This is a genomic window from uncultured Butyricimonas sp., from assembly GCF_959596855.1.
Classification (GTDB): domain Bacteria; phylum Bacteroidota; class Bacteroidia; order Bacteroidales; family Marinifilaceae; genus Butyricimonas; species Butyricimonas muris.
Window position 1 is genome coordinate 18,860 of sequence record NZ_CAUFYA010000002.1, and the last position, 24,451, is coordinate 43,310.

Here is a 24,451-nt window from a genome sequence, read left to right on the forward strand (position 1 = left end):
GAATATTATGAGAAAATTAATGATATTATTTTTGGCATGGTTCATCTGCAGATTAAGCGCATGCGTGGACGACGACGGGAATTACAATTATTTGCCTCAAGATTTAGTGACAATAGAATTACCGGGAAGCTCAAACTCCGGCTCCTCCTGTATCGAGGGAACGGAATTTGTTCTCGAACCCAAAATTACTTGGAAGAATCCGGAAGATGAAGCCCACTTCACTTACACGTGGCTTGTTGACAAGGACACCATTTCACATGACAAGGTGTTGAAATATGTTTTCCCGGAGATCAAAGACTTTTACGTGTCATTATACCTGACAGACGAGAGGACAAATATTTCCTATAAAAACAGCAGAATGTTTATCCTCCGCGTGGAAACTCGTTATAAAACCGGATTCATGGTACTTTATAAAGAAAGTAGCGGAACGTCCCGTCTTGGATTCATAAAAGTACCCGGTAACGGTGAAACACCGGATGGATTTGAATACTGGAACGAAAAAGAATTGTACAAACAATTTCACGAGGGAGAAGACCTAGGAAGCAACCCGGTGAGATTAATTCAACATTTCTCTTCAAGTTACAGTGCGGATGATCAGGTTCTCGTTATTCAACGCGGTGGACAAGGTCCTTTAGAACTGGATGGAGTAACCCTAAAGAAAGTTATACTGACAGAACATGAATTTGTAAATGAAAAAGTTCCCGAGATATTCGAACCCGTGGATGTTTGCTACAACGAGAGAATAAACCTGTTGTTAAACAGCGACGGGAGCCTGTACAATCGCATGATTACCGTTTCGAATGCTTTTCAATCCAATGCTTATAGCAATATACCTATGAATATAGACGTGGATAACGGTGTTAGCGGTGGTAATATCACACTATTGGTACAACCGGCAAATTCCTCGATGACAAACACGATTTTAGCGTATGACGCCACACCGGAACACAAACGTTTCATTCTGGTTTCCATGGCAGGAAACAACCGTGCGGGAATGGCTGTCGTATCCTCAAGTACGGGGGAATGGCCGGAAAACTATGTACCACTGGACAATCTGGGTGATTACAATTTGATATACGCCTGTCCTTGTAAAGACGACTTGATGACCAGTTGGAACGACTCCTATTTTTACTTCATCTTAAAAGATGCAAACGGGAAACACTGGATACAATCTTGCTACATGCCGTCTTCATCTATCGGGAAATTACAAATTAACCCCGTTAGTGACATATTGAAAGAATTACCTAAAGGAGATCAGATTACCGCTAAAACAAAATTCTTATGCCACCGCTCCGGTGATTATCTGTTCTTCACAGGGGGCATAAATAACGATATACTCTATTGTTATCAAGTGAACACGAACAAAACAACCGTATTCTTCAACGCAGGAGCCACGATCACGGCTTTAAGTTTCAATGAAGGATACACGATGTTCGGTTATACCGGAATTGCTATCGGAACCACAAATGGGAAAGTTCATTTTGTCGATGCTTCCAGAAATTCCATTATATCAGAGGGCAACCCGACTATATACAAGGAATTTGAAGGATATGGCGAAGTTGTCGATATTATCTACAAACACACGTCGGCCATGATGCAATACAATTAATTCACCTAAACATAAACACAACGAAGGGGTGACTATCATTTAGAAAGTCACCCCCATTTCTATTTATCTTGTAAATAGCACTAAACAAGATACCTGTTATCCGTTTCTCCCGCCTGAATGGGGTACACCAGCACAAAGCCGTTCATCTGGAAATACTTGCTCAAGTAATTCGGGATACGATTCATACTCGCGTGGTAAGAAATCCGATCTCTCCGGCTCATGATCACCCACAACATATCATTCTCTCTCGTTTCACGGAAAATAATCAAGAAATCGTCCCAATCGTCGAAAACGGTAAATTCCGCTTCAATCGGACGCTTTTTATAGATATCCTTCAAATATCCCAAAGTCGTTTCCGTCCCGTAAAATATAGCCTTACCTCCCGTGTTCTGGATAATATTCCAGACCTTGTTTACCCACATGGAAAAACCGACCTCTTTCTCCGCCTGTTCCGGGACAACAATCAAATGCCGTTTCACCGTGGCAATAGGCTGCATCGGACGATACACCAAAGTATTCACGTTACTCTGCCCTAATATTCCCTCGGTCATATTACCCAAAAATGAAGAAGTCGCTCTTTTTCCTTGGTGCAATCCCAACACGAGATCCGTGATCCCTTGTTCCTTTATCACGCTGATAATAGCGTTTACCACGTTCAAATCGTAGCGTAACAAATCATTTAACCTGTTGTCCGTCGCGGATGCCGTCGTCACTGCCATATTCAGCACTTTCTTTGCCTGTTTGAAAGCAGCCTCATCCGACACTTTATTATTAATGACGTTCAAAGCAAATAACCCGTCCTTATTCTTTTTCGATTTAATCGCCGTACTCAAATTTACCAGTTCCGTCACATTTCTTTCGTATGACACGGGTATCAAAATACGCTCTTTATGTTCCTCCATCTCCCCGTTGTCCTCCGGTTCCTCTGCCATCGCTATATTGTGCGCCCCCTTTTGTGCGGCAAAAGAAGCCATCGTACAAGTAACCAAAATCATCAGAATCGTACCGTTCAACACGCTTTCGTTCAACAGCCGAATCGGCTCTCCCGCAGGTGTTTCTCCCAAGATCACGTTATATCCCACCATAACGGCAGCCAAAGTTGCCGCTGCCTGCGCATTACTCAACCCGAAAATCACCCGGCGTTGATCCAGTGACAAGCGAAAAGTCTTTTGTGTCAACCATGCAGCCGCGTATTTAGCAACCGTGGCAACCACAATCATAACGACTCCAACCTTTATTGTTTCTATATTCGTGAAGAAAGCCCGGTAATCAATCAACATCCCCACCCCCAACAGGAAAAAAGGAATAAAAATAGCATTCCCGACGAACTCCACCCGGTTCATCAAAGGAGAAGTCGAGGGTATCAACCGATTGAGAGCCATTCCGGCAAGGAACGCCCCGATAATGGATTCCAGTCCTGCCAGCTCCGCCAGATAAGCACCGAGGAATACCATAACCAACACAAATATATACTGTGAAATATTATCGTCACATCGTTTGAAAAACCAACGTCCAACCAAAGGAAACACGATCATCACGAAAGCGAAGAAAATAATAATTGCCGCCCCCAGCCGATACCAGAACCAATCATCCATATCCCCCACCGCCATCTCGACAATAACCGTCAACACCAACAGCGACAAGGTATCCGTGATCATGGTTCCCCCCACGGTAATCCCCACGGACTTATCTTTCGTGATACCTAATTTGCTGATAATCGGGTAAGCGATCAACGTGTGCGACGCAAACATACTCGCCAGCAAAACGGATGTCAACATCGAAAAATTCAACACGTAAAGTCCCACCAATGTCCCCAATGCCATGGGAATTAAAAAGGTGTACATACCGAAAGTCAGACTCTTCCATTTGTTCTTCTTGAAATCGCCCAAATCAATCTCCAGTCCCGCCAGAAACATAATATACAGCAATCCGGCAGTCCCGGAAAGAATGATACTACTATCTCTCAATACCAGATTGAACCCGTTAGGACCAATCACGGCTCCCGCGATAATCAATCCCAACAAATGGGGAATCCTCAATTTATTCAGCAACAACGGGGCTGCCAATATAATAATCAGAATCAACAAAAACTTCAATACCGGATCGGTCAACGGTAAAGTAATATTAGCAAGTATTATTGGTATCATATACATTCTTTATAATCATATATTCCCGTATTCCAGCATCTGTGCCAAGAAATCCGTCGGATACGTTATTTCCACATCCGTGATGTTTCCTTCTTTTTCTACTAATTTATATTCAGGATTCACGAAACCGGCATACGGGGCAACATTCAACTTCCGGTAACGTTCCAAAACTTCTTGATGCAAAACGGGATCAATCCGCACACCATACCCCTCGATCAAATTCCGGGCTCCCTCGAAATCCCCTTCCGACTTCACCCGCTGAATCTCTGCCAGTAACTTACCGAATAGTTGACGTAACGCATCATAATCCCGAATGGTGAAATAAGTCTTACCGTCACGTACCACCCGTTCAATCACGTTTGACGCTTTCCCTTTTTCATACACCCAAGACGCTATCAATTGACGGTTGCGCATGTGCGACTCTTCCAGATTATTTCCTAACTTCACTCGTGTAAGTTGCACCATCAAACCATTGCGTATATAATTGCAATACTCGCTTTTAGCCACATCCAAAGACGGGATAACCCCCAGTTCGACCAACTTCGGGTCCATGACATAATAGAGCGCGAACAAATCAGCCCTCGTTTCTTCTATCGTGGAATAATAATTCTTCAAAGCCTCTTGTCCCACCCCGGGCAACATTTTGCCGGAACCATGTCCTAGACATTCATGCAAATCCGTGTGCACGTTTCCACCCAGATAACCGTATTTCCGCACCAACTCCTTCTCCTCTTCCGAATAGGCGAACTCGTCCAGCACGCCGGAAGTCAACGAGGTTTGATTGTACGCGTACGTGATATTATCCAAAGTCACGGATTTACTCCCGTAACGCTCCCGTATCCACTCGGCATTCGGGAGATTGATCCCGATAGGAGTTGCTGGATGACAATCCCCGCCCAACATGGCAGCCTGTACCACACGGGCAATAATCCCCACGACCTCGCTCTTTTTAAAACGTTCGTCTATCGGGGCATTCCGTTCGAACCACAAGGCATTATCCGCCAACTTACGAGTGCGTTTGCAAGCCTCTTCATCCATAATCTGTACCACAGACTCCCAACTTGCCTTGTACGCCAGAGGATCACCGTACACCTCGATAAAACCGTTTATAAAATCAACGGGGGCAGCACTTTCTTTCACCCACTCGATCGAATACCGGTCAAAAAGTGCAAGGTCGCCCGTCCGATAATATTGTACCAACAAATCTATAATTTCCTTCTGATGCTCGTTACAAGCGTATTCAGCCGCTTTCTCCAAGTTTTCCACAACACGGGTAAGTTCTTTACTATACTTTCCCCCGACATACCACACCTCTTCCCGTAACCGCCCCTGTTCGTCACGCACAAGCGTGGAATTTAATCCCCAAGAAATCAATTCATTCTGTTTCTTTTTCTCCCGATAAAATTCCTCTACCTCCTTTTGCGTCACTCCCTCGTAATAATTATTCGCGGAAGCCTGCACGAGATCTTTTCCATCGTCAAGCACCACCCGTTTAGCCATATAGTCCGGATCAAAAATCACTCTCTCCAATTCCCCGTACATTTCCTCTTCCCCAACCGCCAACAGAAGCGATTTAAAGTATTCCGGGGTAAACTCCGGGATAAATTTCTCCATCGAATAATGATGATAAATCCCGTTAGCAAAAAACACTTTCTTGGCATACACCAAAAAATGCTGAAATTCCTGTGCTTCCCGATCTCCTTTATAATCCCGCAGGATTTTTTCCAACACCTTCCGCAAGCGAAGATTATACCTGTTATTCTGGTCCCAGAGGATGTCCCTTCCCGCCAATGCCGCACGACTCAGGTAATAAACAAACAATTTCTCCTTCAACGTCAAACTGTCGAACACGGGAACATCATAACGCAATATCTTTATATCATCAAATTGCTCCAAAAAATACTTCTTCTCATCCATTTCTACTCTGTTTTAGATTCTTCATGCCCGGCAACTTTAAACGAATCATATATTCGCCGGACAACACCCCGGGCAATATCGTCACCTTTTTTATTACTTGAAACCAACTGGTAAAGTTTCAGTCCGTCGGCATAAATCGTGATATTAAATTCATATTCCGTACCCCCTTTCACGAATGTTCCCTGCATGACAATACCAATCATGTTCCCCATCTGTGCGTACGCCTTATCATTCTTAAAATCAAACACTCCACGCTGCTTCTTTAATTCATTCAAAGCACCTTCGGCAGCTCCTTCCAAATCAGCTTTTCCGACTTCTGGGACATATTCCGAAAATATAAACGCCAAATCCATCCCATAACCCGAATACGAATACACATCCATCTCTTTGATTAAGGCTTGTACTTCCTCTGGCAACTGGTTACGGAGCATTGCACCGGCTGATTTCATTGCTTTCGGGGTTGTCAGTGAAACCCCACTGGCATAACTTCCCGTGTACCATTGTTGTTCCAACACCGGAACATCCGAATCCCCGAATTGTGCCTTATATGTTTTGATAAACTCACCTACCAGCAAACCGATAAACAATACCATCAGCAAAGCCCCTATTGCCCCGGCTATAATCCCCTTCTTGTTTTTCTTTCCCGCGGGTTTTGACAAATCGCCTTTCTTCACCTGCTCTTCCGTCAAACATACCTCCCGTTGAAAATCCTCAAACGTTTTTTCCGGGTGACGGACTTTCCAATCTTTAAAGTTATCCTCCAGTTTCCGGTTACACAAGCCGCAAACCACCATGTATTCCGATTTCACCTCGTTAAGATGATTGCAATGTTTACATTTCAAATAGTACATAACTTACTGATTCTGATTAAACCGTTCTAATATCTGTTTTGATGCTTTAACGGAGCGTTTATACCAAGTGAACAACACCCGTTCCCGCTCCTCTTCCGACAGATGCCAGTCGATATCCGTCTGTCGCAACCGTTGCACGACACTATACATCAATAAAGCCGCGCATACACTTACATTATAACTTTCCGTGAAACCGTACATGGGCACTTTCACAAATTCATCCGCTCTCGCCAATACCTCGTCCGACAATCCGGTCAACTCCGTTCCCATGAAAAAAGCCATTTTCCCCGCTTGCAAATCCAACTGATCTATGTATGTATCCCGCTCGTGCGGAGTCGTTGCAATAATCCGATACCCTTGCGCACGCAGCGTTTCGATTGCCTCTATCGTGTTATTCTCTTTCTGCCTGTGCCGATGTATCGTCAACCAATCGGAAGCCCCCATGGAAATTTCCGAATTATCGTGAAAACTATTCTCCCCCTCGATAATATGCACGTTCTGAATCCCGAAACAATCACAAGAACGCAAGACTGCACTGCAATTGTGTTCTTGGTATAAATCCTCCAGCACCATCGTGACATAACTCGTCCGCTCGTTCACCAATCTTGTAAATAAATCATTTTTATAGTCCGTCACGAACTCGCTCAAATACTCTACTTGTTCTCTAATCGAATGCATATAAACAGTTTATAAAGTTACAAAGCTCATAAAGTTTATAAGGTAAAAGTACAAAATTTCATGAATAATACGAACTTTATGAACCTTAAGAACTTCATAAACTTTACAAACACAAAAAAAAGGGTGTCTTTCAACACCCTCTTTTTATCTTCAAAATGGTAATTATAGTTGGCCTTCCAATTCAGCACCAGGTCTAAATTTTACCACCTTCTTTGCCGGAATCTCAATTGTTTTTCCCGTTTGCGGGTTTCTTCCGCTTCTTGCACTTCTTTCTGAGATAGAGAAAGAACCGAAACCTACTAATGCTACTTTATCTCCACTTTTCAAAGATTCACCAACAGTAGCGACAAAAGCCTCTAATGCTTTTTTAGAATCTGCTTTACTCAAACCAGCTTTTTCAGCAATTGCGTCAATTAATTGAGCTTTATTCATAATCAATAGTTTTAGGATTAGAACTAATAAATTTTCTTATATGTCGACAAATGTAGGTATTTTCTCGATTAAAGCAAATTTTTTCCTGAAAAAACAAATCAAATTAACACTCGTATAGCCACTAAGTCGCAAAATCACCCTTTTCTTTTAACAAATGACCTCGGCACACCCTTCCCCGTCCATCGCGGCGGAAACAATCCCTCCGGCATATCCCGCTCCCTCACCACACGGATACAATCCCTTTATTTGGGGATGCTCCATACCTTCCGCCTCCCGCGGAATCCTTAAAGGTGAAGACGTCCGACTCTCCACGCCTAACAGAACAGCCTCTTCCGTGATAAAACCTCTCGCCTTCTTCCCGAATTGCTCCAATCCCGTACAAAGTCGACGGTACACCACTTCCGGCAACCACTCCCCGAACAACGTGGCACGTACTCCCGGTTTATAAGATGTCCTAGGCAAATTCTCGCTCAAATGCCCCCGCAGAAAATGAGTTAATCGTTGTGCCGGAGCGTATAAATTTCGTCCACCTTCTTCCCATGCCATTCGTTCCAAATCCTCTTGGAACTCCATTCCGGCAAACAAACCGTTATAATTCATCCCGACCAATTCCGCCTCCCCGATAGAGGTCACCATGGCGGAATTTGCCCATGCCGTGTTCCGTCCCGAAGCCGACATACCATTTACCACCTGTTGACCGGGTCCCGTGCAAGCGGGTACAACCACACCTCCCGGACACATGCAAAAGGAATAAACACCCCGACCGTCCACGTTTGTCACGAAACTATACTCCGCGGCAGGCAAGAAATCCCCTCTCCCTCGCGGATTATGATATTGAATCCGGTCAATCAAAGCCTGCGGGTGTTCCAGCCGTAATCCTACTGCAAACTCTTTCGGCTGCATCAACACGTCACGGGCATGCAGCATCCGATACACGTCACGGGCAGAATGTCCCGTCGCCAAAATCACATGCTCCGCCCGAATCTCTTGATTACCAACGACAACACCCCTCACCCGATTTTCCTCTATAATAATATCCGTCACCCGGCTGTTAAACCGTACTTCTCCCCCGTATTGCTCTATCGTTTTACGGATATTGACAATCACCTGCGGCAACTTGTCCGTACCGATGTGCGGGTGCGCGTCTATCAATATACTCTCGGAAGCCCCATGATATACCAGAATTTCCAGAATACGATTTACATTTCCCCGCTTTTTGGAACGTGTAAACAATTTCCCGTCCGAAAAAGTCCCGGCTCCGCCTTCGCCGAAACCGTAATTCGAATCCTCATCGGCAAGCCCGGTTTTATACAGACTGTTCAAATCTAACTTCCGATCTTCCACACGTTTACCTCTCTCCAGCACTATCGGTCGTTTCCCCCGCTCAATCAGCCTCAACGCCGCAAACAATCCCGCCGGACCTGCCCCCACGACTACCACCGTTTCCGCTTGTGATACATCTTTGTACAACGGAACAAATTCCCTCTCTTTCTGTTCTATCCGGTCTATATGCACTCCCACTTTCAACTGTATCACAACTTGACGTTGCCGTGCATCAATAGACTTACGAAGAATCTCTATATGTTTGATTCTCTCGCTATCCACGTGCAATCTTTTCGCTAACAAATCATCGACGATTTCTTTATCATGCGCCTCTTCCGGTGTTATTCTTAATTCTATCTCTTTATACATAGTCTTATGTGGCTTCGCCACGTTGCAGGTTACAAGTTACAGGTTACAAGTTGTAAGTTACAAAATCCAAAAGTAAGAAAAATTTCAAGCCCTACCCATTTTTCACATTTCCAAATTTCCAAATTCATCAATTAACACCTACCTTCGCACAACAGATTTTTAAATAAATGTACTTATGAGCAAGATAGCATTAATCACAGGAGCAACTTCCGGTATCGGAAAAGCAACAGCCATTAAATTAGCTGAAATCGGGTATGACATCATCATCACCGGACGTCGGGGTGACCGTTTAACCGCTTTTGAAAACGAATTAAAAGCTAAAGGAACCCGTGTACTGGCACTTCAATTTGACGTCCGCAATCAACAAGAAGTTCACGATGCCATTTCCGGTCTGCCGGATACGTGGAAAAATATAGATGTACTCTTGAACAATGCCGGACTTGCCGTGGGTACTTCTCCTATTCAAGACGGTATTCTGGATGATTGGGAACGCATGATCGACACGAACGTGAAAGGCTTACTCTACATCACACACGAAGTCGCTCCCTTGATGATTAAAAATAATAAAGGACACATCGTAAATATAGCCTCTGTCGCTGGTAAAGAAGTATATCCCGGCGGAAATGTTTATTGCGCCACCAAACACGCAGTGGACGCCCTTTCCAAAGCCATGCGGATTGACATGCTGAAACACAACATCAAAGTAACCAACATCGCCCCCGGCATGGTAGAAACCGAATTCTCCGTTGTTCGTTACAAGGGTGACCAACAAGCTGCCGATAATGTTTACAAAGGGCTCATCCCGCTCACGGGAGAAGACATCGCCGACACCATCGTCTTTGCCGTCACCCGTCCCGCGCATATTTGCCTGAACGACATCCAAATCATGCCTACCGCCCAAGCAAGTTCCAGAGATGTGAATAGACAATAATGGAGTCGAAAGTTCATAAGGTTTATAAAGTTCATAAGGTTCATTGACCCTGCGGGCGCTTTGTTGATGACAGCAAAGCTGTCAATGAATGCTGTCCAAAGGACACCCGTAACTTTATGAACCTTATAAACTTTATGAACTTTACAAACCTTACTTTTCTCCATCCACCACCACAAAACTCTGTCGTAGCGTATTCCCCTTGGCATCCACTAAATGCAGAACATGCCGTCCCGGCGCAACATTCACCTCTAATTGGTGATGATAACGGGTTGTTCCCAAAAATTGATTGTCAATATGCCAATAAACCACTGTCGACGGCTCCCGGTGAGCCATTTCAAATACAACCCCTCTCACGATACCCCCTAAATCTTTAGGAATAAACACTCTTAATCCCCGTTGAGGATAAATCATTTCCATCACGTCATCCTGTCCCCGTTGGCAATCCGCACGATAAGGCGGCAATTTCTTGTAATCCGCATGCGTGCGGGCATAATACCACTCCTGCACGGGCGATAACACGAACCAAGGCTCTATCTTCATCCGATTGACGGACTCGCATTCCGAATCGACGCGATACTTCCCCGCCAAATCCAAATTTACCAAACGATGATAAGGACAAACGGCTGTCTTCTCTCCCGCACGGGCTATCCACACGGTATCCGTTTCCGGGCAGATATCGGAAGCCCGATAGCCACTCTTCCGGCACACGGTCATTTCCACCATTTCTTCCCTCGGCATATAAAAACGTTCATCCGTTCGCAACAGGGATGCCACTTCAAACAATATCGGTGCGGCAGCTCTCACCCCGATCAGTCCGGGACGCCCTTCGCCGTCCGCGTTACCAACCCACACCCCGACCACGTACTCCGGGTTCACCCCGACCGCCCAAGCATCCCGAAAACCGAAACTCGTTCCCGTCTTCCAAGACAAATTCATTGAAGATGCAAAATTCTTCCACCCCGACTCTAAATCCGGTCGTTCCACGTCCTGTAACGCCTTGAGAGTAAGCCAAACCGCCGAAGCCGTTACCACATTTTGCCTAATAACCGTACTATCTGTCACCTCGTCCCCCCATACCCGCAAACGCCTAAATTCGTGGTCAAAACCAGCCCCGTCACATTCCGAATAATGCCTCAGAATAGAAGCCATCCCCCCGTACATATTACACAAATCCCACAACTTACATTCCGCCCCGCCCAAAATAAGGCTCAACCCGTAATTCTCGGCCTTACGATCCAAGGTGGTTATTCCCATCTTTTTCAAATCATCATAAAAATGCTCCACCCCGTACTCCCGCAGCAAACGAACGAACGGAATATTCAAAGACATGGACAATGCTTTCCCCGCGGGTACAATCCCTTGAAAATCTTTATTAAAATTAGAGGGGGTATAACTCCCAAAACGGGAAGGCACATCCGACACGATTGTCCCCGGCAGGATGTAACCGGATTGCTGCATCAAAGCATACAACGCCGGTTTCAAAATACTACCGGAACTTCGGTTAGAAGTAATAATATCCACTTGATTGCCCCCGTTTTCCCTCACTTTCGGACTATTCCCCACGTATGCCCGCACTTCCCCGGTCGGGATATGTGCCACCAACACGGCAGCGTTATAAATATGATTATGCCTCAATACCTCTATATGCCTCGCCACGATCTCGTTCACCCTAGCCTGCAATCGCGAGTCTATAAAAGTAGAACTGATCTGTCCTCTCCTTTGCCCGTAAGCCTTCGCCAACAAATGCGGGGTTATACACTCCGGGCTGTACACCTGGTCGGGCAAAGGTTCCGCTATGGCAACCGTCAGATCATCTTCACCGAAATACCCCGTTTCGTGAAGCTCCCGCAATAACTTATCCCTTTTCGCCTTCAGTTCCGGCATATTCTTCCCCGGATACATTAACGCGGGAGCATTCGGCAATACCGCCAAAAGAGCCGCTTCCGCCCAACTCAATTCATCCGGTTGACGATTGAAATACTTGAGTGCCGCCGTCTGTATCCCCACGATATTCCCCCCGAAAGGGGCATAATCGGCGTACATATTCAAAATCTCCCATTTATTGTAACTTTGTTCCAACCGAAGCGCGAGGAACATTTCCAGAATCTTCTCCGGAATCGTTCTAGGCGGGTTCTCTCTGGAAAGGCGTACCACCTGCATCGTCAAAGTACTCCCCCCGCTTACCACCGAACCGCTTCGCACGTTCAGCCATAAGGCACGTGCCACCGCCAAAGGGTCAACCCCCTCGTGCGTAAAAAATCGTTTATCCTCAAAACAAAGTAAGGCTGCCACGTACTTTCCCGACAGACGCCCCCGACCGGATACCCGAAACTGCCCGTCCCCGGCAACAGTCATTCCCATGATCTCACCCTCACGGTCAAGAATCACGGTTGAATAAGGAACCCGAAATAAAGGGGCGGGCAAGAAATACCACCATCCCAAGACAAAAGCGAGTAACACGCTCCCCCCGATGCACCTTCGGAGCATCGGTCTTCGCATCTTATCCCGCCCGATATGCATACGCGATTATATTACAAGGTATACTCTCCGATATGGAAGCCTCGCAAAAACTCTTCCGTTCCCATCCGCTTCTTACCGGATAACTGCAATTCTTTCACCCGGATAATTCCCCCGTTCACGAGGATATCCAAACTCTTTTTCCCGTCAGACACCAATACAACTTCCTTACCATGCTTTTCCGGAATCCGTTCGGCTACAAATATCTTCAACGAGATACATTCTCCCGTAGTCTTGTGTTTCAATTCCGTCCACGCGGTCGGGAACGGCGACAACCCGCGGATATGGTTATATATCGTATCCAGCTCCCGCTGCCAATCTATCTTCATATCCTCCTTAAAAATCTTGGGAGCATGTTTCGGCTCACGTCCCGACAACAACCCAATCTGATCCTGCAAAGGATACTCCCCCTCTGCCATAGCCTCCACGGTCTTTACCAACAAATCCGCCCCGACAGTCATCAATTGATCATGCAACTCTCCGGCAGTCATGGTATCGCTGATATCCACCCGCTGTTGAAAAATCAGATTTCCCGTATCTATCTCGTGTTTCAAAAGAAAAGTAGTCACCCCGCTATATTTCTCCCCGTTTATCACCGCCCAATTGATCGGTGCAGCCCCACGGTAATCAGGTAACAAAGAAGCATGTAAATTAACCGTACCCAAGGGCGGCATATTCCAAACCACTTCCGGCAACATCTTGAACGCCACCACCAACTGCAAATCCGCTTCAAATGCTTTTAACTCCGCCAGAAATCGCTCGTCACGGAAACGTTCCGGTTGCAACACGGGCAATCCCCGCTCCACGGCAAATTTCTTCACCGCGGACTCCTGCAACTTTTGCCCTCTCCCCGCAGGCTTATCCGGATTCGTCACGACAGCCACGATATTTTGTCCTGCCTCCAATAACTTCTGCAAAGGATACACCGCAAAATCCGGCGTTCCCATGTACACGATTCTCAATTTACGCATCCTTTTTCTTTTTTTTAAAGAATCCGACAATCTTCTTGATAAAATTCATGTAAGACTCACTGCTCATTATAGCCGAATCGGTCATCGCCGTGTAGGTCAATATAGCCCCCAACGGCAAAAGAATCACGGAAGAAATCCACATTCCCTGCCACGGCTCCAATGCTCCCTCGCGTGCCGCACGCTCTCCCATCATCCATATAATGTAATACATGATAAACAAGAATATCGACACAACCACGGGTGCCCCCAAACCTCCTTTTCGGATAATACCTCCCAAAGGCGCACCGATAAAGAAGAAGATAAAACAAGCGAACGAAAGCGTGAACTTCCGGTGCCACTCGATATTGTACCTGCGGATACTCGCCTCATCCCTAGAATTTACCTGCAAATCCCATCTATGCTTTTCCTGCGCACTCTTGGCAAACTTCAAAGCTGCATCCACGGCACTCTTCTGCTCCTGTATGTCAAAATTCTGATACAAACTATCCAAATCCCTCACTTCCCCTCTCGTTTCCTCCACGAACACACTATCCCGTTGTGGATTCCGTTCTTTCTTTATCAGATAATTATCACTCAACATACCTTTGATTGTTCCTTTTTTCTGTCCGCTCAATCGTTTCTGCAAAGAATCAACGGCATTCTCCAACTGAACAATATTCAACATCCCGTAACTATCCTTGAACAAATCATCATCCGAACGTTGCAATTGATTATCAGCCAACGGGATCACGAAAAACTGTTTATCGAATTTCACCCTCCGGAAAGGATATGTATCCTTATTCCCCGACTTTCCGCCCTCATCCGTGTAAGTAAAACCGTTATACAACTGCACTTCCATAAACAGTCCGGACTTATCGGCTTCCATTATCCCGGAATCGGCTATCGTCGTTTCAAAGTTTCCCCTTCTGGTGTTTTTCGGGTGACTGTAAATCAGCATGTCATACATCATCCCCGTCTTCTTGTCTATCTTATCCACCTTAATACTATACCCCTCGATATCATTAATAAACACCCCTTCCTTCAACGACAATTCCGGTTTCTGTTTCTTGATATCATAAAGCAAGGTACTGGCTTTCAAATTCGCGTAAGGAAGTACGTTATTGGAAAAGAAGAAAGCCGCAATCGTGAACAGGATAATTAAAAAAATCAACGGTTGCATGATTCGGTATAAAGAAATACCCGCCGCCTTCAATGCCGTCAACTCGTAATTCTCTCCCAGACTCCCGAAAGTCATGATAGAGGCCAAAAGCACCGCCAGAGGCAATCCCATCGGAACCAAGGTCAAAGCCACATAAGACAACAAATGTATAATCACGTCACCATCCAATCCTTTCCCCACGAGATCGTCAATGTATCGCCACAAAAATTGCATAATCAAGACGAACATACTAATAAAAAACGTCGCCACGAAAGGACCTACAAAGCTTTTCAGCATATACAGGTGTAGTTTCTTCATCTTTAGCACCTTATATTATTTTTTCTATTTTTATATCTAACTCTTCACGAATGAATTTACAAAGATAGGAAAAAGTTTATAAGGTTTATAAAGTTCGTAAAGTTTATAAGGTCAATAATTCAATTGACAGCTTTACTGTCATAAACAAAGCACCCGCAGGGTCTATGAACTTTATAAACCTTATAAACTTTCAACCCGATGTGCGAAGCACGTCATCCCCCCACCGTCCGATGAAGCATCTCGACTTGTTTATTCCACAACTCGATTTCGTCCGCTTCCTCGTCATCATCTACAAAGTCCGTGATAATCAGAGCAACCTCTTCCGTTAAAGGTTCCACGTGCAGAGAAAATTCGAAAAACTCCTCTTCATCGTCCGCGTCCAGCCACTTGAAACGCACGAATGAATTCTTCTTCATATCCACAAGCTCGGCTTGCTCATCAACACCATCCCACACGAATGTGAAGATATTTCCGGCATGTTTCACATCATCGGAAAACCACTCCGCTAACCCCGGTGCGGTACTTAGACGAGAGAACAATATACTTACCGATGATGAGAAAATGTACTCTAAATCGATTCTTTTCCTCATACTTCATTCTATTTGTTCGACAATATATGAAAGTTTTACGGAATATGCAAAAAAATGCTACGTTCCGCCCGTCTTTTTTATCAAGAATCATAGATTGTCCCTACAAATCTGCATGTTACAACTATTTTATTTTCACACCAGAGAATCCCCGGCAAATCCCTTTTGAATAGCTTCCGAAAATTGTTTTTTCCATGCCTCGTTCCTACTCTCGTGGACACGCGAAAAACGAATAATGATATCCCCGACAGACATCGAGTGCAGGTCAAAAGCCGGGTAATAAAAATAATCTTCCTCTTCTTTCGCCTCCACCAACAAATGCAAATCCACCAATTCTTGAAGCACCAGACGCAACTTTCCCGTGTTAATTTTCAATTCCTTGTTAATCATCCCCAGACTGGGACCGCCGTCACCGTTAATATACACCCGTGCCACGTACTTCATGATTTTTAAAGCACATTCCAGCGTTTCCATCCACGCCTCGTCACCCAGCAACTCATTCCTGTACATGAAATGGCGATTGCGAAAAATATAGCACAACTCCGTCCCCCACAACACGACACTCCAACTTAACTGCAACCACACCAACAACAACGGCAACGCTGCCAAACTACCATAAATCGCGTTATAAGAACTCACCCCTATCTGGAAACGGATATAAAACCATTGTATCACTTGATACACTGTCCCCGCAATCATCGCCGCCACAAAAGCATGCTTGAACTTGACCGGGGTAGCCGGCATAAACATATACAGGAAAATAAACAACATCCACACCAACAGATAAGGCAACAACTTGATAAACATTGTCAACACGGAACTGATCAAAGGAAAATTATCCTGCCAATAAGAAGAGGTCAGGAAAACATTCACACTACTGATCAAGATCATCAGAATAGGAGCAATAAAAATAATCGAGAAATAATCCGTGAACATCCGCCTTAAATTGCGTCCCTTACGTACTCCCCAGATCCGGTTCATTGTCAACTCCGTACTATTCAGCACCCGGATAACCGCCCAAAGCAAAATGACAATTCCCACACCGGTCACCACTCCGCCTTTCGCGTTCTGTATAGCCCCGTTCACGTATCCCAACAACTGTTGCGCGAACTCCTGATTATCCCCCAAACGTTTCAAAAACTCATCTTCAAGCGATTTATTCGCCCCGAAACCGGTTGCGATAGCGAACGCCAACGCCATCAAAGGTATAAATGCCAACACGGAATAAAACGTAAGAGCCGAAGCCGAAATCGTACACGCATCCTTTACAAAACGATTGAGCGAAACGACAAGGATAGACAAGGATTTTTGTAAAAACTCCGTGATAATAAAACGGTTCCCGTAATCCCGGCGCAATACCATATAATGATAATCCAAATCCAATAAACAATCCGTACGGCGGGCAAACTCTTGCCGATACCGCCGGAATAAGTCCATAACCTTATGTTCCTTGAATACATTCATAATCTCACATTCAAACCCCAAAGATACAAAAAAGGCTTGTTTAACACAAGCCTTTTAGTTTATAAGGTTCTAACCCCTACCGTCCGATCAACTCCCGAACTTGTTTCTTTACCATTTCCGGGTCGGGATTCACGGGGAATACCAAATGGGGCTTCTGTTGCACGGGCTTGAATTCCTTCCTGTAACGCCCGATACCACCACCCGTGATATTCAGCATAATCACGGCATCTTCCTCAACCCGCTGTTCCTTTACCGCTTGCATCAAAGTAGCCGTAGCTACCCCGGCGGCAGGTTCTATATCAATACCTTCCAGTTTCTCGAACAACTCCTGCGCCTTCATGGCTTCCTCGTTCGTTGCCAACATCACGTCCCCCCCCGTCGCTTTCAACGCATCGTAAAGTCCTCCGGTCAAAGAATAAGGCGGTTTACGGTTTGACAACACCTTGGCACACATCTCCTTCACTTCCTCGCGCGCCGTATTCTCGTCCAGTTCCACCAATGCTCTGGAATTTGCTTTCCACGAATCATATATCAACGTGAAAGGAATATTCTGAGAAACAATTAATTTCATCAAATTCGAGCCGTAGCGTCCGTCTGCGATAAAACGCTTGTTAGCTTCCCACGCGGCAATAGCACCCGTTCCGCTTCCCACGGCTTGGAAATAGTAATCCGGGATACGACCAATCTCCTGCACAGCCGACAACACCGTCGTTCCCATCCCGTCACGACGGGCCACGTTCTTGGCTCCTCCCTCCGGAAAAAAATACTCCATCTCACAAATAATATTGGAAAGATGTATCGCATCAAAATAATCACACCCGGCTCCCGCGCAAACCAACTTCACGCAATCATTCCAAGGCTCATCAGCCCAGATTGCATTTAAATTATCTTCCGGTATACACAACAACAACGGAATCCCATTCTCAGAGCATACTCTACCGAAAGCCCTCGCCGTGTTTCCGGCAGAAGCAACTACCATGATCTTATCGCTGTTCCTGTTAATACGGGCACACACGGCATACGCCTCGCATTCCTTAAACGAACCCGTCTTCATCAAAGCACCCCGCTCCGGCCAATAACCGTTGAACGTGATGTACAAATTCGACAATCCCAAATATTCCGCCAGCCCCTCGCTCTTGTAAGTCACGGGCGCACCCGAACCTTCCAGCGTCCGGCAAATCGGTAACCAATTAGCATACTTGTATATACCGGGCAAATCATTTCTCACTTCAAATTGACGATTCGCGTAATTAGCAAAAATCAACGCCGCACCATCTTTATGGGGGCAGTCCAACTCCCATTGCCCGTCCTCGAAAGATGTTCCACAGCACGATGATTCTAAATGATAACGTGTCATATCTTCACTCCTTGAATTGTACATTTCTTCAGTACAAAAGTAAAGCATTCCGAACACCCGCGATAGGGTATAAATACCACTTTTTATTTTAGATTTAAGATTTTAAATTCTCCACGTATTCCGGCACCGTCAACCGAAATATATCCCGCTCCGTCACGCGGCTGCCGAAAAAATTCTTGTACCGTTCGGCTTCCGCCTCCACGCTGGAACTATGGGGATAAAGCACCACTTGAATTTCAGCATCCGGGCGAATCATCCGGGCTAACAACTGCCGGATCTCGAAATCGGCAGAAGGCAACGAGTAGCCGATAAACACGATACGCTTCGCCTCCGACAGTTCTATCGCCGCATTCTGCCATACCAGCTTGATTTGTATATTACTCAAATTCTTCAAATAGGTCGGCAACAAAAGATTACTCTGCAATTTAATCGAACTGATATCCGGCATCCCGTAATTCTTCCGGCAATGCCGGCAATACGCCGCCTTCATAATAGCAATCTCCTCCCCGAAACGCACGTACATACGCTGGCACAAAGGACATTGGAACCAATTCATAGAACCATGCAACTTCAATAACTTGATATTATACCCGCCGTATCCCACGGCAAGCAATCCCGGTTTAATCGTGTCGTCGTTCGCGTCCCACGAACTCACGTAACAACAGTAATCCACCACGCTCAACTTCTCCGGGCGCGTATTCTCGATCGCCCGCTTCAAAGCATGATCGAACAACACGTCCCAATTCGTGGTAATCACCGACACCCGGTCTTCCCCGTCCTCCATGCGACGTCGGGCAATCCCGTTGATATACTCCGCAAACTCGTCGACATAATCACTGCACGCTTCGTTTTTCTTGAAACTATAATTTACCGCGGCACCCATCAGCGCGTTAAACTCCTCCCGCAACTCCACAAGCGCCCGGGAACTGTAACGCCCGATAGAAAGTCCGTCCCAGATACAGCGGTCGATAGGCGTGAACACGTCCTCCAGTTGCACCTTACAATAATGATCCTTGTAAATATGTAACTCCTCCTTCAAAAAACCGATAAAACTATCTCTCGCCCGAATCAACCGTTCATCATCCCGCGTAAAATTCTCGTCGAGAATAGTATCAATGATCTCACTCTGAACCAGACCACCTGCCTCTTTCGAAAACCCCGAACCCAAAAAATAAACCGTTTTATTCATATGATCGCATTCTAGTTAGCCTACACAAAAATAACATTTATTCCGTGTATCTTTATGACATTCCGGTTAAATTCACAACTCAAAACTCTATTCCCACCTTCAAGGATATCCCGTCATGATAAAACCTCTCTTTAAATTCAGCCGTGACATACCAACAACTCCCCCACGTTCTTGCGCGGAGAATAAGGCACGGGCTTCGCGTACCCTATCCTGAGAATCAGCGTCGGATACTCCCTGTTTATCGGAAGCAAATCCCGCATTTCCGCGGCTAAAGCATACACTTCACACGGCTGGTTCAGATACGCACAAGCGACACCCGCTTCTGTCGTTTTCAGCAAAAAACGCTGTAACGTTCGTCCCAAACCTATCCACTCCATGAACGTGTTGCTCCGGGTAGTAAACAGAATCAAATGAGAGGACGATTTTATTTTCTCCCCGTCTGTCTTATTCTGCACCGCCGCCTTCAAAAAACAACGGACTATCGGCTTCGCCATCATCCTTGGCAGAGGCGGATTACCGAAGACCTTGTAACTCAATCCGTCGTTAGTCCCGTTAATCTGTTTCGCGTTAAAACGCATCCAAGAAAGCAACTCTCTTTTAAACGCCTTGTCATTCATCTGTACCTCATTACCTTTAATAATATACCCTGTCAAGCTATCGGCAAATGCAGAACCGACAGGCGTCGAATACAACCGGATATTATCCTCCACGGGAAGCGATTCAAACAATCCAAGCACCTCTCCCGACAACTTTCTGCCGTCATAAATACTCCGATTCGTTTGCCGTTTCTCTATCTGATAGAATAAATAATCCTTGGCGACATCTTCATCCTTCACGCACCGGATTTCTATTCCTTCCGGGTTACATCCGACGACACAAGCCTTGTAACCGAAATGACGGGCAGAGATTAGCAGATTTTCCAACGCGCATCCCAAACTGATAAACAATTCCCTGTTATCAGCATCGACCACAGGCAGGGCAACTTCAAACTTCGGCAAAATAACCATTCCGTCACCCGCGAGCGCAAACCTCCAAGGCTGTGTATTATGTCCCGACGGAGCCTTGGAAGCATATTCAATCATGCTCAGAAAATCAGCGTTCATCACCACCATTTTCAAAATACTTATCCACGAGTGCATCTATTCCTTGACCGATTTGCTCCCAACCGGAATCCTGATTAATGGCAATCCCGTTAAACACCGGGCAGAACTCCTCCAACATCACCAAGTAAGTAATGGAAGCCGTCAGCATCGACGCCATCACCTCTATTTCCTTACGCGGGTAATCGGTCAGTTCACACACCTTCTCTATCAAGTTCACCCCGATCTTTTCCCGCTGTTCCCTCAACTTCACGATCATATCATTACCCGAAGAGAGTTCCCAACGGTAAAGCCTCTTCAACGTGGGATTACTCCGCAATTGTTCGATTTGTCCCCGGAACATTTTTTTCAAGAATCCCGGCAATTGCTCCCGGTCAAGAACCTCGACAGGAAAATTTATCCAAAAATCATGCTGCCGTATATAGGCAGCCATAAGTCCGTCCACCGAACCGAAATAACGATATATCAATATCTTGGAAACACCGGATTGAGCGGCAACGGCATTAACGCCTATCTTCTCGAACCCGTTCTCGATAACCATCTTTTCAATCGTATCAAGCAAACGTCGTTCCGTCGCCTCCCGATCCCTCTCTCCAAAACTATTTTTTTCTTTCATACATCAATATGTTACCATTCGGAAACAAAAATATGTTACTTATCGGAAACATACAAGCATATCGACAAATATTTTATTCGATCCCCCTAGATTCCCAAGGTAATCCCACCATACTCCTACCTCTACGGGGTTACAAGCTCCTTCTAAAACCCTTACAGCACTATTAACAAAAGGCGAAATAACGGAGTTCAATCCGGTTTGGAAGTAAGTTGAGGTAGTATTACCATAGGATTACCTTGGAATCACGCTAGGATATACCATTATAGATAGTCACCTAACTCGATCACCTGAACCTAAAAACATCTATTCGTTTGAAAATTCGGATATTGGAATATCCTTCAAGAAATCGCTCACTGAAATTTCAAAATAATCACAAATCGCTTTTAAGGTAGACACGGTAATATTAAATTTTGCAAGTTCTATCCGCCCGATATTAATATCTGTCGCAATTAAAAAGTCTGCCTGAGAGATACCATGCATCTCCCTCAGTTTCTTAACCCTTCGGGCTATCTCCTTCAACAATATATCATCCCTACGCTGTTTCATGCCCTAAAGAAAAGAACGTTTAAATAAAATTTCCCTTACGAATATGTCTTCGTTTACGAAATAAAATATATCTTTGTAGCACAGTTTTCGTTAAATACCACACATCGAAAATAAATTTTCTTCTAAAAGCATTTAACGGGACTGTTTAAAACCGTGATTTAAAGGGAAAGCCGCAGTGATGTACCTTTCAACCAACCTTTATCTCGCAATAACGGGAACCTTGGGGGTGTTTCTTCTGACAAGTTGGCACCCTCATTTTTTTTATATACAATATCAAAGAATCCTCTTCCTACCCTTAGTCCCCCCTTTCTCCCGACTAAGAACACAGCAACATCGTAGCAAGATGCCTACTGGTACATACTTTTACGACCATGCTGTGACTCTACTGTAATCATGAAGCCAATAAGGTGGAGAGAAGAGATAGACAAACAATAAAGAAAGGATTGGATTATCGATAAGCATCCTAAAAGAAGGGCAATACACACTTTTTGATACACTATCCTATCGTTCGATCGAGCCAAAGTATTCTCGTGTTACCATTGTGATACCAAATATAAAAAAAAAGGCTCTCTAAACGATTGTTTTAGAAAGCCTTCCGTGATCCAACTGGGACTCGAACCCAGGACCCCAACATTAAAAGTGTTGTGCTCTACCAGCTGAGCTATTGAATCCTTCAATTGTATTTCTCAATTGCGGATGCAAAGGTATACCTTTTTAGTTTTCTCACAAATTTATTTTCCATTATTTTCTCAGTTTTTTATCTAAACAGAGGTAAAGGATTCATTTTAATTTATTTAGAGCGGAAATAATTTTATTTTATAATTTATCCTTGGAAGTCTCGTTAATTTTCACGAAATTTAAAAACTCATAACTTAAAACTATACCTATATGAACGGCGTAAGAAAAATCACGTATTTATTCGTGTTATTATCAGTATTTATCGCTTGTCAAGATGATGATGATAATGACAAACTCACGAAAGAAGAAGAACTAACTCTACGGGCTAATCAATTCATTCACGACAACATGTCGATGTTTTACCTTTGGAACAAAGAAATGCCTGCCATTGATCCTCAAAAAGAAAAAGATCCGATTGAATATTTCGAGAAATTACTGTCATCGAAAGACTCTGCCTCCATTATCACGGACGACGCGCAAGGGCTCATGGAATCCCTTACCAACACGGGGGAAACATTCGGTTATGACTTAGCTTACTATGGTGTTGGCAAAGACAATTATGTAGCCATTGTCAAATACGTGTATCCCAATTCACCTGCCGACGGAAAATTAAAAAGAGGCGATATCATACTCAAAATCAATTACACGTATATCACCAAAGATAATATTGACAAACTAACTCAAAACGGAACAATTCAACTCACCAAGGGTAAAATCATAAACGGCAATGAACTAACTGATGAAGGTACCCCACCCGTTACGCTAACTTCAAAAAAAATGGAAACAGATCCTGTACTCATTCGCAAGGTTATCGAAAAAGGAAACCACAAGATCGGCTACCTCATGTACACGGACTTCGCCTCTTCTTTTAACAATAGTCTGGAAGACGCTTTTAATTACTTCAAAACAGAAGGTATCACGGATCTCGTTCTTGACCTCCGGTATAACCACGGGGGTGACGATGCAGCATCTGCCCTGATGTGCAGTGCTATCGCTCCGCCGGATAAAGCGATTGAAGGAGAACTTTTATCATATGAAAAATGGAACTCCGAATGTCAAAAAGCCTTTGAAAGTGATTCCCGATTCGATACACAACTCCACCGTTATTTCAAAAAAGTAGATTGTAATTTGAATTTACCCAACAAACGGGTTTATATACTCACTACCAGAGAAACCATCTCGGCATCCGAATACACGGCGATCTGCCTGAAACCCTTTATGGAAGTCATCCGAATCGGACAAAAAACATATGGCAAGTTTACCACAATGGCATTAATGCAACCCACGAAAGAAGACACTAACGGCAAAATTGTGGCAGATGAAGAACTCTCGAATTGGCTAATGGCACCAATCGTTTCAAGATACACGAATGTCGACGGGTATCCCTCGGACGCGGTGAAAGGATTAGAACCCAACTATGAAGTGGAAGACCAACTCTTACCCCCGGCCTCTACACTAGGTGCAGAAAATGAACCCTTGTTGGCAAAAGCGATAGCCATAATCACGGGAGAAAACAAGTTAAGCCCGAGAAGTGCCTTGCAATCGACACCGGATTTCAAACAAATACACAGAACGTTTAATGACATCAGAAGCAATCGTATCATTATAACGAACACGAAATAACACTTTTCGAACGTGGTGAAAGATCTCCGGGAAACCATTACCGACAAGAGATCTCTCACCTCGCTCGAGAGAATAGCAACCCTCACGAAC

The 24,451-nt window shown here is 44.8% G+C and carries 19 protein-coding genes and 1 tRNA gene; 3 read left to right on the forward strand and 17 right to left on the reverse strand.

What is annotated here, in order from left to right; genetic code table 11:
* The first annotated feature begins 7 nt into the window (after positions 1-7).
* Positions 8-1,609, forward strand: a complete 1,602-nt coding sequence (locus Q5866_RS01415) for a PKD-like family lipoprotein (RefSeq protein WP_303178297.1) — start codon at positions 8-10, stop codon at positions 1,607-1,609.
* 80 nt (positions 1,610-1,689) lie between these two features.
* Here Q5866_RS01415 and Q5866_RS01420 read toward each other — a convergent pair whose 3' ends face one another.
* The 6 genes from Q5866_RS01420 to Q5866_RS01445 all read right to left on the reverse strand — a co-directional run bounded on the left by Q5866_RS01420 (position 1,690) and on the right by Q5866_RS01445 (position 9,326).
* Positions 1,690-3,756, reverse strand: a complete 2,067-nt coding sequence (locus tag Q5866_RS01420; RefSeq protein ID WP_099294481.1) for a cation:proton antiporter — start codon at positions 3,754-3,756, stop codon at positions 1,690-1,692.
* Between the two features lie 15 nt (positions 3,757-3,771).
* Entirely contained in the window at positions 3,772-5,673 is a 1,902-nt protein-coding gene (locus Q5866_RS01425; RefSeq protein WP_303178300.1) for a dihydrofolate reductase, read from the reverse strand.
* A 2-nt stretch (positions 5,674-5,675) separates the two neighbouring features.
* Positions 5,676-6,524, reverse strand: a complete 849-nt coding sequence (locus tag Q5866_RS01430; RefSeq protein ID WP_303178302.1) for a hypothetical protein — start codon at positions 6,522-6,524, stop codon at positions 5,676-5,678.
* 3 nt (positions 6,525-6,527) lie between these two features.
* Positions 6,528-7,202 (reverse strand): RNA methyltransferase, encoded by a 675-nt coding sequence (locus Q5866_RS01435; RefSeq protein ID WP_099292065.1) that lies wholly within the window; start codon positions 7,200-7,202, stop codon positions 6,528-6,530.
* Positions 7,203-7,364: 162 nt separating this feature from the next.
* A complete protein-coding gene (locus tag Q5866_RS01440) occupies positions 7,365-7,634 on the reverse strand; it encodes an HU family DNA-binding protein (RefSeq protein ID WP_303178304.1) in 270 nt (89 codons plus the stop codon).
* 147 nt (positions 7,635-7,781) lie between these two features.
* Entirely contained in the window at positions 7,782-9,326 is a 1,545-nt protein-coding gene (locus tag Q5866_RS01445) for an NAD(P)/FAD-dependent oxidoreductase (protein WP_303178306.1), read from the reverse strand.
* A 175-nt stretch (positions 9,327-9,501) separates the two neighbouring features.
* Here Q5866_RS01445 and Q5866_RS01450 point away from each other — a divergent pair, with 175 nt between their 5' ends.
* A complete protein-coding gene (locus Q5866_RS01450) occupies positions 9,502-10,257 on the forward strand; it encodes an SDR family NAD(P)-dependent oxidoreductase (protein WP_303178308.1) in 756 nt (251 codons plus the stop codon).
* Between the two features lie 150 nt (positions 10,258-10,407).
* On the opposite strand, the gene pbpC is transcribed toward Q5866_RS01450, so the two are convergent.
* The 11 genes from pbpC to Q5866_RS01505 form a co-directional block, all read right to left on the reverse strand.
* Positions 10,408-12,777, reverse strand: a complete 2,370-nt coding sequence (gene pbpC / locus Q5866_RS01455) for a penicillin-binding protein 1C (RefSeq protein WP_255302004.1) — start codon at positions 12,775-12,777, stop codon at positions 10,408-10,410.
* Positions 12,778-12,788: 11 nt separating this feature from the next.
* Entirely contained in the window at positions 12,789-13,745 is a 957-nt protein-coding gene (gene fmt, locus Q5866_RS01460) for a methionyl-tRNA formyltransferase (protein ID WP_099292061.1), read from the reverse strand.
* Entirely contained in the window at positions 13,738-15,201 is a 1,464-nt protein-coding gene (locus Q5866_RS01465; RefSeq protein WP_099292060.1) for an LptF/LptG family permease, read from the reverse strand. Before Q5866_RS01465 ends, fmt begins: the two co-directional genes overlap by 8 nt.
* 212 nt (positions 15,202-15,413) lie before the next feature.
* Positions 15,414-15,791: an START-like domain-containing protein gene (locus Q5866_RS01470; protein WP_099292059.1), complete on the reverse strand. Its 378-nt coding sequence runs from the start codon at positions 15,789-15,791 to the stop codon at positions 15,414-15,416.
* Positions 15,792-15,923: 132 nt separating this feature from the next.
* The gene (locus Q5866_RS01475) at positions 15,924-17,252 is read right to left on the reverse strand and encodes a YihY/virulence factor BrkB family protein (RefSeq protein ID WP_099292058.1); all 1,329 of its coding nucleotides are present in this window, start codon (positions 17,250-17,252) and stop codon (positions 15,924-15,926) included.
* A gap of 76 nt (positions 17,253-17,328) precedes the next feature.
* Positions 17,329-18,609 carry a cysteate synthase gene (locus Q5866_RS01480; RefSeq protein WP_099294477.1) on the reverse strand — a complete coding sequence of 427 codons (1,281 nt, stop codon included), beginning with the start codon at positions 18,607-18,609 and terminating at the stop codon, positions 17,329-17,331.
* A gap of 94 nt (positions 18,610-18,703) precedes the next feature.
* On the reverse strand, positions 18,704-19,798 hold the full coding sequence (locus tag Q5866_RS01485) for a hypothetical protein (RefSeq protein ID WP_099292057.1): 1,095 nt from the start codon (positions 19,796-19,798) through the stop codon (positions 18,704-18,706).
* A gap of 137 nt (positions 19,799-19,935) precedes the next feature.
* Positions 19,936-20,937, reverse strand: coding sequence for a nitroreductase (locus tag Q5866_RS01490; RefSeq protein ID WP_303178314.1), 1,002 nt, complete (start codon positions 20,935-20,937; stop codon positions 19,936-19,938).
* Positions 20,891-21,514: a TetR/AcrR family transcriptional regulator gene (locus Q5866_RS01495; RefSeq protein WP_099292056.1), complete on the reverse strand. Its 624-nt coding sequence runs from the start codon at positions 21,512-21,514 to the stop codon at positions 20,891-20,893. The genes Q5866_RS01490 and Q5866_RS01495 overlap by 47 nt, the downstream gene beginning before the upstream one ends.
* A 303-nt stretch (positions 21,515-21,817) precedes the next feature.
* Positions 21,818-22,060 (reverse strand): helix-turn-helix domain-containing protein, encoded by a 243-nt coding sequence (locus Q5866_RS01500; protein ID WP_099292055.1) that lies wholly within the window; start codon positions 22,058-22,060, stop codon positions 21,818-21,820.
* A 598-nt stretch (positions 22,061-22,658) separates the two neighbouring features.
* Positions 22,659-22,731, reverse strand: a tRNA-Lys gene (locus tag Q5866_RS01505).
* Between the two features lie 217 nt (positions 22,732-22,948).
* Between Q5866_RS01505 and Q5866_RS01510 the strand changes: the two genes are divergently transcribed.
* A complete protein-coding gene (locus Q5866_RS01510; protein WP_303178317.1) occupies positions 22,949-24,361 on the forward strand; it encodes a S41 family peptidase in 1,413 nt (470 codons plus the stop codon).
* The last annotated feature ends 90 nt before the right edge of the window (positions 24,362-24,451 follow it).

What these genes read in the sequence shown, in the direction of transcription:
- Q5866_RS01415 (WP_303178297.1), top strand. Translation starts at nt 8, where the DNA reads ATGAGAAAATTAATGATATTATTTTTGGCATGGTTCATCTGCAGATTA.
- Q5866_RS01485 (WP_099292057.1), bottom strand. Translation starts at nt 19,798, where the DNA reads ATGAATAAAACGGTTTATTTTTTGGGTTCGGGGTTTTCGAAAGAGGCA.
- Q5866_RS01420 (WP_099294481.1), bottom strand. Translation starts at nt 3,756, where the DNA reads ATGATACCAATAATACTTGCTAATATTACTTTACCGTTGACCGATCCG.
- Q5866_RS01475 (WP_099292058.1), bottom strand. Translation starts at nt 17,252, where the DNA reads ATGAATGTATTCAAGGAACATAAGGTTATGGACTTATTCCGGCGGTAT.
- Q5866_RS01450 (WP_303178308.1), top strand. Translation starts at nt 9,502, where the DNA reads ATGAGCAAGATAGCATTAATCACAGGAGCAACTTCCGGTATCGGAAAA.
- Q5866_RS01510 (WP_303178317.1), top strand. Translation starts at nt 22,949, where the DNA reads ATGAACGGCGTAAGAAAAATCACGTATTTATTCGTGTTATTATCAGTA.
- Q5866_RS01465 (WP_099292060.1), bottom strand. Translation starts at nt 15,201, where the DNA reads ATGAAGAAACTACACCTGTATATGCTGAAAAGCTTTGTAGGTCCTTTC.
- Q5866_RS01490 (WP_303178314.1), bottom strand. Translation starts at nt 20,937, where the DNA reads ATGCACTCGTGGATAAGTATTTTGAAAATGGTGGTGATGAACGCTGAT.
- Q5866_RS01425 (WP_303178300.1), bottom strand. Translation starts at nt 5,673, where the DNA reads ATGGATGAGAAGAAGTATTTTTTGGAGCAATTTGATGATATAAAGATA.
- Q5866_RS01445 (WP_303178306.1), bottom strand. Translation starts at nt 9,326, where the DNA reads ATGTATAAAGAGATAGAATTAAGAATAACACCGGAAGAGGCGCATGAT.
- Q5866_RS01500 (WP_099292055.1), bottom strand. Translation starts at nt 22,060, where the DNA reads ATGAAACAGCGTAGGGATGATATATTGTTGAAGGAGATAGCCCGAAGG.
- fmt (WP_099292061.1), bottom strand. Translation starts at nt 13,745, where the DNA reads ATGCGTAAATTGAGAATCGTGTACATGGGAACGCCGGATTTTGCGGTG.
- Q5866_RS01435 (WP_099292065.1), bottom strand. Translation starts at nt 7,202, where the DNA reads ATGCATTCGATTAGAGAACAAGTAGAGTATTTGAGCGAGTTCGTGACG.
- Q5866_RS01470 (WP_099292059.1), bottom strand. Translation starts at nt 15,791, where the DNA reads ATGAGGAAAAGAATCGATTTAGAGTACATTTTCTCATCATCGGTAAGT.
- pbpC (WP_255302004.1), bottom strand. Translation starts at nt 12,777, where the DNA reads ATGCATATCGGGCGGGATAAGATGCGAAGACCGATGCTCCGAAGGTGC.
- Q5866_RS01495 (WP_099292056.1), bottom strand. Translation starts at nt 21,514, where the DNA reads ATGAAAGAAAAAAATAGTTTTGGAGAGAGGGATCGGGAGGCGACGGAA.
- Q5866_RS01480 (WP_099294477.1), bottom strand. Translation starts at nt 18,609, where the DNA reads ATGACACGTTATCATTTAGAATCATCGTGCTGTGGAACATCTTTCGAG.
- Q5866_RS01440 (WP_303178304.1), bottom strand. Translation starts at nt 7,634, where the DNA reads ATGAATAAAGCTCAATTAATTGACGCAATTGCTGAAAAAGCTGGTTTG.
- Q5866_RS01430 (WP_303178302.1), bottom strand. Translation starts at nt 6,524, where the DNA reads ATGTACTATTTGAAATGTAAACATTGCAATCATCTTAACGAGGTGAAA.